This window comes from Methanolapillus africanus, from assembly GCF_032714475.1.
In the GTDB taxonomy this organism is placed as follows: domain Archaea; phylum Halobacteriota; class Methanosarcinia; order Methanosarcinales; family Methanosarcinaceae; genus Methanolapillus; species Methanolapillus africanus.
Genome location: NZ_JAWDKD010000018.1, coordinates 130,018 through 145,270 on the forward strand (window position 1 = coordinate 130,018; position 15,253 = coordinate 145,270).

14 protein-coding genes and 2 tRNA genes are annotated in these 15,253 nt (G+C 43.0%); 5 read left to right on the top strand and 11 right to left on the bottom strand.

The genetic code is table 11. The features are described 5' to 3' along the window. Nucleotides 1-122: 122 nt before the first annotated feature. The 9 genes from MsAg5_RS05110 to MsAg5_RS05150 form a co-directional block, all read right to left on the bottom strand. Entirely contained in the window at nt 123-323 is a 201-nt protein-coding gene (locus MsAg5_RS05110; RefSeq protein WP_338099547.1) for a hypothetical protein, read from the bottom strand. Further along, on the bottom strand, nt 307-1,164 hold the full coding sequence (locus MsAg5_RS05115; RefSeq protein ID WP_338099548.1) for an SDH family Clp fold serine proteinase: 858 nt from the start codon (nt 1,162-1,164) through the stop codon (nt 307-309). The genes MsAg5_RS05110 and MsAg5_RS05115 overlap by 17 nt, the downstream gene beginning before the upstream one ends. 134 nt (nt 1,165-1,298) lie before the next feature. Next, nucleotides 1,299-1,373: transfer RNA gene (locus MsAg5_RS05120), tRNA-Glu, on the bottom strand. 783 nt (nt 1,374-2,156) lie between these two features. Then, nucleotides 2,157-2,654, bottom strand: a complete 498-nt coding sequence (locus tag MsAg5_RS05125; RefSeq protein WP_338099549.1) for a helix-turn-helix transcriptional regulator — start codon at nt 2,652-2,654, stop codon at nt 2,157-2,159. A 132-nt stretch (nt 2,655-2,786) separates the two neighbouring features. Continuing rightward, nucleotides 2,787-3,008: an LSM domain-containing protein gene (locus MsAg5_RS05130; protein ID WP_338099550.1), complete on the bottom strand. Its 222-nt coding sequence runs from the start codon at nt 3,006-3,008 to the stop codon at nt 2,787-2,789. Between the two features lie 362 nt (nt 3,009-3,370). Beyond that, on the bottom strand, nt 3,371-4,846 hold the full coding sequence (gene proS, locus MsAg5_RS05135) for a proline--tRNA ligase (protein WP_338099551.1): 1,476 nt from the start codon (nt 4,844-4,846) through the stop codon (nt 3,371-3,373). A gap of 130 nt (nt 4,847-4,976) precedes the next feature. After that, nucleotides 4,977-5,279 (bottom strand): Dabb family protein, encoded by a 303-nt coding sequence (locus MsAg5_RS05140; protein ID WP_338099552.1) that lies wholly within the window; start codon nt 5,277-5,279, stop codon nt 4,977-4,979. Between the two features lie 140 nt (nt 5,280-5,419). Then, on the bottom strand, nt 5,420-6,373 hold the full coding sequence (locus MsAg5_RS05145; RefSeq protein WP_338099553.1) for a type II secretion system F family protein: 954 nt from the start codon (nt 6,371-6,373) through the stop codon (nt 5,420-5,422). Beyond that, nucleotides 6,370-7,878: a type II/IV secretion system ATPase subunit gene (locus tag MsAg5_RS05150; protein WP_338099554.1), complete on the bottom strand. Its 1,509-nt coding sequence runs from the start codon at nt 7,876-7,878 to the stop codon at nt 6,370-6,372. Before MsAg5_RS05150 ends, MsAg5_RS05145 begins: the two co-directional genes overlap by 4 nt. 99 nt (nt 7,879-7,977) lie before the next feature. Here MsAg5_RS05150 and MsAg5_RS05155 point away from each other — a divergent pair, with 99 nt between their 5' ends. After that, nucleotides 7,978-8,928, top strand: coding sequence for a type II secretion system F family protein (locus tag MsAg5_RS05155; protein ID WP_338099555.1), 951 nt, complete (start codon nt 7,978-7,980; stop codon nt 8,926-8,928). Between the two features lie 118 nt (nt 8,929-9,046). Continuing rightward, nucleotides 9,047-9,124, top strand: a tRNA-Glu gene (locus MsAg5_RS05160). Between the two features lie 209 nt (nt 9,125-9,333). Here MsAg5_RS05160 and tatC (MsAg5_RS05165) read toward each other — a convergent pair. Then, entirely contained in the window at nt 9,334-10,527 is a 1,194-nt protein-coding gene (gene tatC / locus MsAg5_RS05165) for a twin-arginine translocase subunit TatC (RefSeq protein ID WP_338099556.1), read from the bottom strand. Between the two features lie 395 nt (nt 10,528-10,922). Here tatC (MsAg5_RS05165) and tatC (MsAg5_RS05170) point away from each other — a divergent pair, with 395 nt between their 5' ends. The 3 genes from tatC (MsAg5_RS05170) to tatA (MsAg5_RS05180) all read left to right on the top strand — a co-directional run bounded on the left by tatC (MsAg5_RS05170) (nt 10,923) and on the right by tatA (MsAg5_RS05180) (nt 12,855). Next, nucleotides 10,923-11,777 carry a twin-arginine translocase subunit TatC gene (gene tatC, locus MsAg5_RS05170; protein ID WP_338099557.1) on the top strand — a complete coding sequence of 285 codons (855 nt, stop codon included), beginning with the start codon at nt 10,923-10,925 and terminating at the stop codon, nt 11,775-11,777. Nucleotides 11,778-11,956: 179 nt separating this feature from the next. Continuing rightward, nucleotides 11,957-12,382: a twin-arginine translocase TatA/TatE family subunit gene (gene tatA, locus MsAg5_RS05175; protein ID WP_338099558.1), complete on the top strand. Its 426-nt coding sequence runs from the start codon at nt 11,957-11,959 to the stop codon at nt 12,380-12,382. A gap of 167 nt (nt 12,383-12,549) precedes the next feature. Then, entirely contained in the window at nt 12,550-12,855 is a 306-nt protein-coding gene (tatA, locus tag MsAg5_RS05180) for a twin-arginine translocase TatA/TatE family subunit (RefSeq protein WP_338099560.1), read from the top strand. Between the two features lie 813 nt (nt 12,856-13,668). Here tatA (MsAg5_RS05180) and MsAg5_RS05185 read toward each other — a convergent pair. Continuing rightward, complete coding sequence (locus MsAg5_RS05185; protein WP_338099561.1) at nt 13,669-15,174, bottom strand: aldehyde dehydrogenase family protein; 1,506 nt, start codon at nt 15,172-15,174, stop codon at nt 13,669-13,671. Nucleotides 15,175-15,253: the final 79 nt, after the last annotated feature.

Genomic DNA, 15,253 nt, shown 5'->3' on the forward strand with positions numbered 1-15,253 from the left:
AAATTTGTCGATTGAACTGAAAAAAAGAAGCGATTAAACAATAAAACAGCAAACGAATAGAAAAAAATAAAAAAAGAAAATAAGCCGCAGAATAATGGTATTATAACGTCCAAAAATACCGATTATATTCTGCGAACGATTTTATTGCCTGAAGAAGTCAATCTTTTATGCGGCGGCATTAAAATATCATACGTATTTTTTTCAATGCCTAATTTTTCAAGTTCAGCCGTCCATTTCAGATATTCTTGATAATCCTTTTCAAAAGATTTGTTTTGAGAACATTTCACAGTCTCTTGTTTTACTTTTTCAGTAATCTTTTTCATAAAAAGTCCTCCTGGTATGAATATATATTTTATTTTCATTAATAAATTCCATCATCGGGCAATAATATTCGAATAGTAATTTGGATAATGGTTCATTTTCAGAATAATCATTAATTTTAAGACCCAGCTCTTCCAGCGTTTGAATATTGATCGGACGACCATGTGAATACCATTCGTTGCTTCCAAGTTTTTTAGCAATCTTTTCCGCTCTTTGTTTTTTGTATTCTTTTGTAACAGCCCGGCCGGTTGTTTCTCGAACATTCCAATCTTTGAATTTATAATCTATCAAATATTTAACAAGCAGATCAATAGATAAATTTTTTGCTTGTTCATATTCTTTTAAAGTTCCCAGATCAAAGTCCTTCAGTATTGCATATTCTACAGTTGTCAGCGTTCCGTCTCTCGACTTTTTAAGAAGTTCATCAATTTTGTCCAGATATCCAATCGCTGAAACCCAATCTCCATTCTTTGTCAGCGTTTGCGGATCAATCGGACCCAAAACGCTGTAATAATTCATGTAAATCTCATTTCCGCTCATGCACAAAACCGTGCCTGCACTGTAAGCATAATCCGGAATAATAAATGTGACTTTCTCATAATGGTACCGCAGAATATTGACAATTCGCTCAACACATTGAATGGAACCGCCGCCTGTCGTTAATATAACAACGAGTTCTTTGTTCTTTTTTTCCTGTGCAATTTCTGTAACAATTTCTAACAAATGAAAGACGCACTCTTCACCGATCGGTCCATAATAAAACATACAATCGGCATTGAAATATTCTTCAATAGCTTCCAGTCGTGTTGTCAATATCTGCTTGGTTGAATCAAATGAGAACATAATTCGAAAAAAAACGTGATGGTATATGAGGGTTATTAAATAATTTCAAAAGAGATAATATAAAATATTATAAAATGCAGAACCAAGAAGGACAGATTTTAAAAAATAGAACTGTTTAGACAATCATAAAAAAATGCTCCAGTCGGGATTCGAACCCGAGTCGTCGGCTCGAAAGGCCGGAATGATTGGCCGAGCTACACTACTGGAGCAATTGAAGGGAACACAAAACACAAAATTAATTTGCGGTTTATGCTAACGTTTTTAAAATAAACGTGTTGACGCATTCCTTTTTACAGGTCCGCGCTGTGAGCATAAAAAGGCACATCTTCTATATATATATTTTGGTGAGATGGATTGATATTGATTTTTCAAACAAAAGGTTCAACCCAATCGGAATATATTAAAAACGTGGATTCTGCCGCCTGTGTACGTTTTGAACAAAATCGATGAAAAAAACGCCTGTTTTTAACATGTATGTTGGTGGAAAGGAAGGAATAACAGTTCCGATTCAGATTCCGCCCGCTTAAACAGACGCGTTTCGCGTCTGTTTAAGCGGATACCACTTATATCCGGATAGTTCATTTCAATTTAAATTGCACCTGCAGTTGACTGTTTTTAGATTCCGATTGCACCTGCCGATTCTAAAATACAGATAAATTCTTGCTCCGATCTGTACCTTCTGTTCCTAAAAATACACATATTTCTTGGTACCGTTTTGCACCTTCTGTTTTCCAACAATACACATATTTCCCGGTTCAATTTGCATCTGCTGTTCACTATTTCAGTTGCATCTTACATTTTGCTGTTAAAATTGCATCTGTTCGTGGTATCCGTAAAATACAGATGCTTCGCATCTGATTTTACGGGATGGTTTGCTTGGCGTCGTCGAAAAACACCCCGGTTTTTCAAAAATCAAACAAAATGGGTGCTGTAACGCGCGCGCATGCCGCCCGCCAAAAAAAAATAAAAAAGAAAAGAAGAAAGAATACAAATCAGTATTCTTCGTCTTCAAATTCGCCGTCGTCCGCAAATTCTTCACCGAACTCGTCGGCGAATTCGGACGGCTCTTCGGGCGCAGCTTCAAGACCGGAGTCGGCAACGCCGGCGTCGGTGTAGCCGAAGCAGTTTTTCAGTTCGTCCGGATTGTCATGCAAATTGATAATCCAAAACGTCAGCGCCGGGCAATATTCGGGACGGCATTCGCCGCTGCAGCCGGTGCAGGGTGAAAAAATGTCGTTCACCATCAATACTTCAAAATTCTTTTCAACTTCTTCCGCGTTTGCTTTGAGCAAATAGGTTTGAGTGCCGTTGTAAACCGCTTTCTCGCGAATGACTAAACCGGCGTCTAAAAGCTTTTTGATAATCCGCGAGCATTTGCGGCTGTCAAACTCAAGCTCTTTCCAGATTTCATTCTGGTAAATTCCGTTTTTATCACGCTTTATAACATCCAGGACTTCCTGTTCAGCGTCCACCTTTGTCTCTTTTGCCATGGTATACGATTCCTTAATCACAACAGATTTTGATTCAACTCAATAGACCGGAATACGATTCCGTCAGTCGTTTCAGATGTGGCGCACGTTGAGAGAAACAAGATGCTCGTCAAGACATGCGGCCGATCGTCATTACTCAATCGGCGTGATCAAAATGATATTGTTGCCGCGCAAAACAACAGATCCGAGAGATCTTTCTTTTTCGCCGTTGACAATCTCAACCGTGTCGATTAAATGCAAATTCATGTAGTCGTCAACCGTATTCAAAGTGCCTTCTAAAAGATTGGAGTCGCCTTTCATTTCAACAAGGACACGTGATCCGACAATTTTTTGAACTTTTTTATTTGGGAACAAAATAATCCCTCGCTTTTGATTTTAAAATAAAAATGATTGAAGTTGTTCAAACAACACACTTTCGTACGAAAACGAAAGTGGCATTTTTAAAGGCTTTTATTCCATATAAATGATTGCTTATAAATTATTGCATATGAAAAAAAAGAATAAAAAGAGTGAAAGAGTGAAAAATTAGACAAATAATATTAAAAAAATAAACTAAAAAATAAAAAAGTGAATCCGCAAGTTTTTGAAAACACAAAACAAAAAATACCGCCATAACGCGCGCGGCGGCACCCGCCGTAAAAAAGAAAAACAAATAAAATAAAAAAAGATTGCAAATCACGCTCAACGCCGATTTGCAATAAATGATTTAAAACGGATCAGTAAGTTCTGGCCACGTAAACGATCTTTGACGTCTTGTTTTGACAGACCGGGCAAATTCCGGCAACGCCGTCCTGCTTGGTCGGAATGCCGAGAATCTTGGCGCCGATTTCTTCTTCCATCTTTTTGCCGCAAACTTCTTCTGCGCACCACGGAATGGTCGCAACGCCGGTTTGAATCGCCTCTTTCACTTCTTCCAATGTTTGGCACGGCAGAATGAAATCGTTTTGCCGCTTTTCGGCCGCCGTATACAAATCGTTGCCCATCGCCGACAAACGTGCCGTCACTTCGCCGACAATGTTATCCAGCGGCGCAAATTCTTTTTGTCCCGTGTCGCGGCGCACCAAAACGGCTTGTTTCTTCTCGATGTCTTTCGGACCGATTTCAATCCGGAGGCAGACGCCTTTGAGTTCCCATTTGTAATACTTGGCGCCCGGGCGCAAGTCGCTGGCATCCGTTTCCACACGGATTCCCGCCTTTTTCAAGGAATCGACAACTGTGTTGCAGGCCGCCATCACTTCTTCAGCGCCTTGTTTGAACAAAACCGGAATCACAACAACCTGAATCGGCGCGGCGACCGGCGGCAAAACCAGCCCTTTGTCGTCGCCGTGAAGCGAAATCAAGGCAGCGATGGAGCGTTCGGAAATACCGTAACAGGTCTGGTTCGCCAAAACCTGCTCGCCGTTTTCATTTTCATAAGTAATGTCATACGTTTTTGCAAAGTTGGTACCGAGGTGGTGTGCCGTTCCGATTTGAAGCGTTTTGCCGTCCGGCATGACCGCATCAAGCGCAATCGTGTAGTCGCCTCCCGGGAATTTGTCCCAGTCGGGGCGCTGTGAAATCAAAACAGGAATCGAAATTTGGCGGTAAATATCCGTATAGAGCATAACGGCTTCATCCACTTGCGCTTTGGCTTCATCCCACGTCGCATGAACGGTATGCGCTTCTTTAAAGGATGTGATTTCACGCAGCCGGATGAGCGGACGCGTGTGTTTCGTTTCGTAACGGAACGTATTCACGACCTGATACAATTTGATCGGCAAATCCGCATGGGAGCGGACCCATAATTTGTACATCGGGTAAATGGCGGTTTCACTGGTCGGACGCAGCGCTAAATTGACGTCCAGCGGAGACATGCCGCCGCGGGTGACCCAATACACTTCGTTTTCAAAGCCTTTGATGTGTTCAGCTTCTTTCATGAATTCGTTTTCCGGAATCAAAAGCGGAAAAAGCGTTTCTTCATGACCGGAATTGTCAAGAACATCCCGGATAATCGAATAGACGCGCTTTCGGATACCGAATCCGAACGGATACCAAACATAGAGGCCTTTGACCGGATAGCGGACATCCATGATTTTTCCGATATCGATGATTGTGTTAAACCACTCGCTGAAATTGGATTTCGGCGGCAAAACCGCTTCTTTTTCGGTTTCGGCTTGCTTTGCGTTTCCTTTTTCGTTTCCTGTATTTGCCATAGTATCTACCAAGAGTGAATTTGAAATAAATATGAATAAACTTGAATGAAATGAGTTGAATGAATTATAATCGAAGTGAATTAAATTGAAATGAAAATAATGAATCGGAACGAACTCAAAATCTCAAAAATTAAAATTCAAAGTCAATCGAGCTTCTGCCCGAATTGACGCTTCTGACGAATTCGGCCACTTCAACATGAAGCGGATTCTTTTGATATGCTTTGAGCGTTTCGGCGGATTCAAAATCGCAAATCAAAACGACGTCGCCGTTGCCGGCCCCGTCCAAACAATTCGATTGAACTTGAATGCTCAAAATTTCCGGAATTTTCCCGAAAAGCCCTTCCAGTTTTTCTTTGATCAAAAGAGCGTTCTTTGCCGCCGGATTTCCGAGCGCTTCATCTTTGAGTGTCCAAATCACAATATGCCTTAACATGGTTTTATCAAACGGATTATTGATATTAAAATCCTTTCATGTTCTTAAAAATGAGGCGGCACAGGATTCGGGCGGCAGCTGCGCGCGCGTAAAGCACCCACTTTTGTTCGGAACAGCTAAACATTCGGCATAATTTTAGATCATCCGTATTTTTGATCAATAATATCCGCAAACAGCAAAAAGAAAAGACCTAAAAACGGAACCGCTTGATAGACCAACATTTCCATTTCATCCGTTTTCGGACCGGAGAGCGGCGCGATGGTGAACAAAAGAACGATGAAAAAGACCGGCGCCGCCAGAAAAACAGTCATATACATTTCGGACGTCAGGTCCAGCGTTTGGAAAAACTGATCCTTCTGCCGCCGGAATAAGCTTTCATATTCTTGCTTTTTTGAAAAAATGAAAGACTGAAAATCACTGCCTGAAACAATCGTATTTTTTGAACCGGTCAAGAAATCGGAAAGAAGCGGCGACGATGTTGTTTGAGACACATAGAGAAGAGCGGACGGCAGATCTTCGCCGAAAAAGTCCATCCGGCTTTCCAAAATGAGAAACTCGGCGGCAACGGCGCCATAAACGGATTTGATATTGGACTCTGCAAATGTTTCAAAAACCGATGCCGGCATAACGCCGGCAGCGGCCATGGCCGACATGTAATTCACGGCAAACGGCAGCTCTTGTTCAATTTTATGTTTTTTGTCGGCAGCGATTAAAATAGGAAGTAAAACAGCCGAGATTAAAATCAATAATTCGACACCGGCAAAAATGAAAAACGGGACAGACAACAGAAAAAGAGGCTCTTCAAAGCCATCTCCTTGAAAGTAAAAAGCCATCAGGAGAAGAAATTCCCAGAAAACACATCCGATCGAAAGAATTGCGGAAATAAACAAAACAATGGACATGCAGACCGATGCCGGAATAAACAGCCGGGCAGCAGTGATCTTTTTTTCAAATAATTTCCAAACATTTTTGTTTCCGCTGCTGTCGCCGCCGCCGGCCGCAAGAAAAACCGGGATTAATTTGTCTGATGCTTTTCCGAAAAAACGGACAGCCGTCTTTTGAACAGCAAATGAAAAAGATTCGGTAAAAATCATTCAAACCACATCCCGGCATTGTTTTGAAGAGAACGGACACGTTGATCAAATTCTTCCGTCAATTGCTGCGTTGTCCATCCCCGACGTTCTTGAATACGTTTTAAAACGGAGGATTTCTCCAAATCAAATGCATCCGACCTATACGCGTTAAAAATTTCCTGCGTCAGAATTTCCGACGTCTGCGGATCCGTTTCCAAAATTTCGTACACGTAAAGGCACTTTCGGACCGAACCGGTATCGGTTTTGATTTGGGACAAAATGATTAAAACGTCCAGCGTTTGAATCATGGCGCGCGGCACGTTCATCGGCGGATTTTCAAGCCGGTGAATCAGCGTATCCACCGATTCCGCATGCATTGTCGATAATGTGGCGTGCCCCGTCGACATCGCCTGAAACAAAACGTATGCCTCCGACCCCCGGATTTCGCCGACCAAAATATATTCCGGACGCTGGCGCAGCGCCGACTTCAGCAAATCGTAAAGAGAAATCTGTCCGGCGGTTTCGGCCGGCGCGTCCCGCGAAACGCCGGAAATCCAATTCCGGTGCGGCAGATTGATTTCCCGCGTATCTTCAATGGAAACAATCTTTTTAGAAAGCGGAATGAAACGGCAGACCGCATTCATGGATGTTGTTTTTCCGCTGGCGGTTCCGCCGGCAAACATCAAACTCATGCCCGATTCGACGCACAGCTCCAAATAAGCCATCACTTCCGGCGAAAAGGTCCGATTTGCCACCAAATCAAACGGCGAAAGCGGCTTTTCTTCAAATTTTCGAATCGTAAACGAACTGCCTTTTGTCGTAATTTCATTGCCGAGCGACAACTGAACCCTGGAGCCGTCGGGAAGCGCGGCGTCAATCATCGGTTTGGCAACCGAAATCTGTTTTTTGGCGCATTGCGCCATGCGGCGAACAAGGGCATCTGCTTCCTGTTCGTTAAGAACGACATTTGTTTCGACAGACCCGTATTTTTTATGGAAAATGTAAACCGGCAACCCGTAGCCGTTCCCTGAAATATCTTCGATATTTCTGTCTTCCAAAAAAGGCTGAATGCACCCGAAATCTAAAAAGTTGCGCCGGATGAAGTAAAACAGTACGTCAAAATCTGAATCCGGCAAACGAATGGAATATAAGTCCAATATTTTTAGAACTTCGTTCCGAAGATGTTTTTCGCGCTCCGCCTTCCGATCCGGAGAAATAAAAATCGAATCGCCGAAATCAAACAAAGACGGATTAAAAGAATCCGACAGAAGCGACAGAATTTTTTGAAGCATCTTTTCAAGTCCCTGACTTAAAACCGGCTCTTGAACGAGATAAACAAGAGAATACGACAATGGGGTTTCTGGATTTACTTTCCGAGTGATCGAAACCGATGAAAACGGAAACTGTAAATCGTATGATTCCAAAATTTCCGCATCCGGGTCAAGTTCAGTTCCGTGATTTTCAAAAATATCAACCCTCACATTGAAGGAGTTCACCACATCTGATTTCACATTTATATTTGCCATAAATTTTCCTAAAAACGAATGATAGATAAACCTTCCGATTTTGAAAAAATCGAAACCATTATAAGGAGGCAAAATTTTAGAACCGGTTGAGGAGATTAGATGAAAAAATCGGAAACATTTGACACGGAAATTTCCGTTTTGAGAAAATTGAACAAAAGAGAGAAATATGGTTTTTGGATGGATTTATTCAAAAACCCGATGTCTTTTTTTGAACAAAATACGAAATATTCGATAGCAATTGGATTTATATTTTTGATTCCGTTCGCGACGGTTGTCGGTACAATCCACCTTCTGCCGGAAATGCCGCCCATATTAAAAGAAGCTGCCGGCTCTTTGGAAATTATGGCGACGGCATCATTTTTGATTTTGTTTTTTCCGATGATTTATTTTGAAGACAAAAAGCGGCGAAAGATTGACTTTGTTGAAGAAAAAATGCCGGGATTATTGAGAGACTTGTCGACTCTTGTTGAAAACGGGCTGACCGTTCAGGAAGCGCTTTTGAGCTTGTCGGATCCGCCGAACAACTTTTTCCTCAAAGAAATCCGGTTGATCAGTTTAAAAATGCGGGCGGGCATTTCTTTTGAAAAATGTTTGGACGACTTCGGGAAACGTTATCAGTCCAAACTGATCCGGCGCGCCGCTTCCGTCATTGGCGCAGCGGAAAAGTCGGGCGGGAGACCGGCATTGTCAGTCGGGTCGGCAGCATTTGATTTACAGGAACTGGTGAACGCCAAAAAAGAACGGGAATCCAAACAAAACACATACGGCGTGATTTTGTTCATTTCATTTTTCATCTTTTTGGGAATTGCCGTTTTGTTGGTCCGGCAGTTCACGGATCTGTATTCATCCGCCTCAGCGTTCATAACATCGGGATCCGTATCGGACATGGCCATTTTGATTGGCCGTTTGCTGTTGATTCAGGCGTTTTTCCTGGGACTTTTCGCCGGCAAACTCAAAACAGGAACGATCGCTTCCGGATTGAAATATTCCGGGTTGTTGATGGCTGCCGTCTGCATTTCATTTGCCGCCGGAACAGATATCTTCAACTAAAAAATGAACCGGGAAGAGAGAAAAAGGGAAGAGAAAAAACAAAAGAGAAAAAACGTTAACAAAATCTATTTATATCATAAATCTCTCTTTTGCTTTGCTTTTTTGAAAAATCAAATCTGCTCCGGTAGTGTAGCTCGGCCAATCATTTGGGACTCTCACTCCCACGACTCGGGTTCGAATCCCGACCGGAGCACCATCAATTTTATCATTTATCATATTTTGAGACCTTCATTCATTTTTCTTCTATCATTTCTATTTCATATTCAGTAACTTTTGTTCTGAATAAATCGTCCCCTGTTTTTCAAAGAATTTGAAGAAAATGAATGCCATAACGCGCGCGTGCCGGCCCTCGGAAAATGAAAAAAGAAAAAAATGAAAGGAAAGAAAAATCTTGTTCCTCTTTCTTTAATAGTCGTCAACCACAGCCGGAAGCGGCGGGTCTTTTTTGCCGAACAGCTTCACGATCAGAATGCTGATTTCGTAGAAGAAAATCATCGGAATCGCGACAATCACTTGACTGATGACGTCCGGCGGTGTGATAACGGCGGCAATGATGAACAAAATCACATAAACGTGTTTGCGGTATTTCGTCAGCATTCTTTTTTGAACGAGTCCGAGACGGTTGAGCACAAAAATGACAATCGGAAACTCAAAGATCAATCCAAAGATCAATGTGAGCATCGCGATGAAGCTGACGAAATCATAGATGGAATACGTCGCTTGCGCGCCGGCGGCGGCCGCGCTGATGTAAAGGAACTGAATGAAGAGCGGCGCCATGAAGAAATACGAATAGATCGCGCCGAGAATGAATGAAATAAAGATAATGACGGCGACGAGCAAAATCCAGCGCGATTTAAACGGAATCTTTTCTTTGAGATTGTACTTTTTGACGTTAACGTGTTTGTAAATTTCTTTTCCGCCCATGTAAAAGAGAAGCGGGAGTGTGAAAATCGCCGCAATGACGATGGACATCTTCAACTTGAGCAGCGGCACTTCCAGCGGCTTTGTGTAGACCACCATCGGACCGTTGTTGCCAGATTCTTCTTCAGGTGTTTTTTCCGGATAAGCGATGGTGAACATCGGCGGCTGTCCGGTGATGTTTTCAAATTCGGCACCGATTTGGCCGATCTCTTTGATTTCGTTGCCGGTGGCATTAGCCGTACTGTACGGCACCGCCTGATAAATGAGGATTTCGGACGTTCCTGACAAATCGGCAATCGTCAGCGTGTCTTGGCTGGCGCCTTCAAGCAGCGCGGTCATCAAATCATTAACGCTCATATTGCTTGTGCCGTTTATGAACTCCATAATCAGGCTGAGAGAAGACGGCTTGACCGTGTTGGATAAAATAATATCCTGAACAACCGTTCCGGCGTCCGTTATATTGACGGGACGCGTATAAATGAGAACATTTTTATCCGAATCATTGAGCAGCAGATTGACATCCACGTCTTCAACTTTCCAAGGCCCGGAATAAACAACGAAATACTGGTCGAAATGATCGGTGATGTCGGTGGACGAGGTGGAGACGTGAGGCAAACTGCGCTCAATCGCGTCATTAATGACATAATCCGTGAGCGGATAGGCGACAACGGCGGCCACCAGAAAAACGGCGACAATGATAAATAACTTTTTTTTGATAGATTCTATAAAACTTAAGAGAACCTGAAACTCTTCAGACAATTCCACGATGGCACCACGATCCTTTTTTGAATGACCGATAAATCCTGATGATCATTAATGTTATTTTATGTGATTTTGTAGTAGACATCCTTACATAAAAGTTTTATGATAGGCAGACGATTTCAAAAATAATGAAACGGTTCGGAATGACAAATATTTGAATGATCAATGATTAAATTTAAATGATTCCTCGGATTTTCATATTCAATTTCATTTCAACTTCAAATTCATTTCAACTCAAATTCAACAAATCAATTGATTCAATTTGTCATTTTAATTTAATATTCATTACGAATCACTTTCGGAGTTTTGGGATGTCGGAACAAACCACTCATGAAAATAAAAATGCGGAAAAAACATTTGTACCGGACCACTCGCCTGAGCCGGCGCCGGACTCTCAACCGAAAGCGAAGCGGTCTTTATTTTTCAAGAAGAAGCATCCGGCCGACCCGAACAGAAGGGGCGTTGACATCGATTATGAAGAACATCTGGTCGAACACCTCCGAGAACTTCGAAACCGTCTGATCGTCTGTATTGCGGCGTTGATCGTCGGCGCCGTCATATTTTATCCGCTGTCCGGCGAAGGCATTGCTTACTTGTGGGATAAACTGATTCCGGAAAGCGCCGTCATGTCCATTTACGCGCCGACGGAATATGTGATGACGCGTTTGAAATTGTCGGTGGCGTGCGCCATTGCCGTCTTTTTCCCGCTGCTGAGTTATGAAACGTACAAATTCATGTACCGCGGACTTTACGCCAACGAGCGCAAGTTTTTGTGGCGCGTGGTTCCGGCATCTTTTATTTTATTCCTTCTCGGCGCATCCTTGGCTTATTTTATTGTTTTGCCGATTTTTCTTAATTATATGATCTTTTACGCCGACCAAACAGCGGTGGCGCAGGTCAGTTTGAGTGAAACGATCAATACGATCATTACGCTGGTGCTGGGATTCGGTATTGTTTTCCAGATTCCGCTTCTGATGATCGCCGCGGTGAAGATGGGACTGATTGAAGAAAAGACGCTTCGGAAAGGCCGGATTGCGGTTTACGGCGCGTTGATCGGATTTGCCTTTTTGATCTCGCCGGACCCGACGTTTGTGTCGCAGCTGATTGCCGGCGTCGCGCTTGTCATTTTGTTTGAGTTCAGCTTGATTATCATGCGGTTCTTCTGAGAGACGATGGGTTCAATTAAAGATTCGGCAACGATTCAATATTTGGCAAACAATTGTTTGACGGTTTCATCACTTTCAAACAATTTCAAAATTTAATGCCACAATGTTGAATTTTTTGATACGAACATTCGTGATAAAAAAGCAAATCTTTATAAGCATTGATTAATTTGTAAAACTCTATGATTGGTGGAATCGGGACGATGGAAATTGTCATCGTCGTCATTGTTGCCCTCATTTTGTTCGGTCCGAACAAGCTTCCGGAATTGGCGCGGTCGGTCGGGTCGGCGATGGGTGAATTTAAAATTGCCCAAAAAGCTGCCGAGTTTGACTTAAGCGATATTGAAAAGTATTCCAAAGAAGAGGAAGAAAAGAAAAAAGCCGATGCGAAAGCAGTGGACGAAAAAATCAAAACCATGGCGATTGAAGCCGGAATCGATCCGGAAGGCAAAAAGCCGGAAGAGTTGTTGATTTTGATTTCCGAAAAGATGAAGGCGGACGGCGGCGTTGTACAGGCGGCTGAGCCGGAAGAAGAAAAGGTGATGACCGTTCAGAGATTAAGTTCGGAAGAATTGGCCGCGATGAGCGCCAATGAAGAAACGGCTTAAAATAAGGAATCGTATGCTTTTTCAACTTTTGAAGCAATAAATTTATATGACTGTCATTTCATTGACAAATAGCAATTATAAATCATTAAAATTAAACACATTAATGACAATTAGATAGGTTATTAGATTAATTAGAATATCATAAATTTTTTACAGGTGTATGAAAAATGATTGGCGGAATTGGAACTACCGAAATTATCTTGATTATAGCGGTCATCGTCCTTTTGTTCGGCGCGGCAAAGCTGCCGGAATTAGCGCGCTCAGCCGGTAAATCGGCCGGCGAGTTTAAAAAAGCGCAAAAAGAAGCTGAGATCTCCTACCGTGAATTTGAAAAAAGCTTGGAATCAACCCCTGAAGTTGAGAAAGACACCAAAATCAGATTGATGGCCAAAGAGCAAGGTATTGACACAAAAGGCAAAACCGACGATGAGCTTTTGGACGAAATCAGCAAGAAGATGAAAGGCAACAACTGATTTTTCTATTTTTCATTTTCTTTTCAACTTTTATTTTTTCATTTTTTTCATTTCTTTTTTGCGACGGCATGCGCGCGCGTTATCGCGACACATTTTCATTTTGCGTCATTTGAACCGTCCCTCAATTTTTATTTTTGAGTCAAGCAACCATCCCGTAAAATCAAACGCGATAGCGTTTGTATTTTACGGATACCGCTAACAGATTCAATTTTAACAGCAAACAGCCAAATGCAACTGAAAATAGTAAACAGTTGATGCAAATCGGTACCAAGAAACAGGTGTATTTTTGGAAACAGAAGGTGCAGATTGGAGCAAGAAATAATCTGTATTGTTGGAAACTGCAAATGCAATCTGAAATCTAAAAACAGTCAACTGTAGGTGCAAACTGAAATCCGAAAACAGTCAACTGCAGATACAATCTGAATTTAAAAATAGTGAACTGCAGGTGCAATCTGAAATCTAAAAACAGTCAACTGCAGATTCAATCTGAATTTAAAAATAGTGAACTGTAGGTGCAAACTGAAATCTAAAAACAGTCAACTGTAGGTGCAAACTGAAATTTAAAAATAAAATATCAAATTAAAAATCCATACCGTCTGCACCAATTCAGATGATAGTAATCCGCCAAGTTCAGTCCCCCTCACGCCTTCGGCGCTCGGAGTCCCGAACTTGCGGGGCAATTTGGAATATTGCAGCTGCCATTTTTCAAAACGGTATTATTGGAGCGACCGAAGGGAGCCATTCGCGAAGCGAATTTATGACAACAGACTCCCACCGCCTCTGAAAAATTCCTAGCGAAGCGACGGAATTTTTTTATACGTTTTTCAAAACCACGGTTTTGGTTTCCAAATAATCGTTCAAAACCTGTTCACCGTTTTCACGTCCGATACCGCTTTCTTTGACGCCGCCAAACGGCAGCGACGGCAAAACGCGCGCGTGCTGGTTGACCCAAACGATGCCGACGTCCAGTTGTTCAACGGCGGTTTTGGCCTGTTTGAGGTTGTTCGTCCAAACGGAAGCGCCGAGACCGTAAATTGTGTCGTTGGAACGCTCAATGGCGTCGTTGAGATCTTTGACGGGAACGAGGACCATGACCGGCCCGAAAATCTCTTCCCGAAGCAGGACGGACGTTTTGGAGCGGTCCGGCGCCAACGCAACGACTGTCGGCTCAAAGAAATAGCCGTTCAAAGGTTTTCCCGAACGGTCCGCCTTCAAAACGTTGCCGCCGGTCAAGATTTCGCCGGCGCCCGGCCCCGGAATTTCGTCGGATTCCGTTTCCAGGATTTCAAGGCGGATCCGTCCCATCACATCGATCAGTCGTTCCCATTGATTTTTATCACAAACGGGACCCATCGTTGTTTCCGATTCAAGACCGTTTCCGACATGGATTTTTGAAACTTCCGCCAGAACCTGCTTTTTAAATTCTTCAAAAATGGATTCAAAAACAAAAATGCGTTTCGGAGAAACGCATGCTTGCCCGCAATTGAAGAAACGGGCGCGAACCGCTTCGGTTGCAGCCCAACGAACGTCAACGTCGCCGCAAACAATCATCGCGTCGCTGCCGCCCAATTCCAACGTCAAGCGTTTTTGAACCGGATTGGCGGCTGAGAAGACTTTTTCCCGCAAAAGTTTTCCGGTTTCAATGCTGCCGGTAAACGATATTTTTTGAACCGCCGGTGATGTCGCAAAAACATTTCCGGTCAATTCGCCGGTGGCGGGAACAACATTTAAAACGCCGGCCGGAAGACCGGATTCATAAAAGATTTCAGCCAAACGCAAAACTGTCAGCGGGCCGTCTGTGGACGGTTTGACGACGACTGTGTTTCCGGTCAGAATCGCCGGAATAACTTTCCAGGAAAAAATGAGTGCCGGAAGGTTCCACGGCAAAATCGCGGCGCAAACGCCGAGCGGTTTTTTGGAAACGAATGCGTAACCGTTTGAATTCTGATAAAATTTGGCGTCGGGAGACAAAAGAACAGAAGAAAGGCTTGCAAAATAATCGATCACTTCGGTGACGCCTTCAATTTCACGGCGCGCTTCTTTGAGCGGCTTGCCCTGCTCTTTTGTGAGAAGAACGGCGAGTTCGTTGGCGATTGATTCTTCTTTGAGGGCGGCGGAAACTTTTCCGAGGATAAAGGCACGGTCTTTCGGGTCTGTTTTTGACCAAGAATCGAATGCAGTTTTTGATGAAGAAATAGCGTCTTGCAGCGTTTTTTCATCTGCAAGAGTTACAGCGCCGACAAGTTCGCCTGTCGCCGGATTTTTAACGTTGGCTTTTTGAAGACTGGATGGTTCGCATTTTTTACCGGAGATAAACATAATGGGTCACCATTTTGATGATGAAATTAAGTGTAAGGGTTAATTTACAGTAATTAGAAACCAGAATAGAAACTGGAAA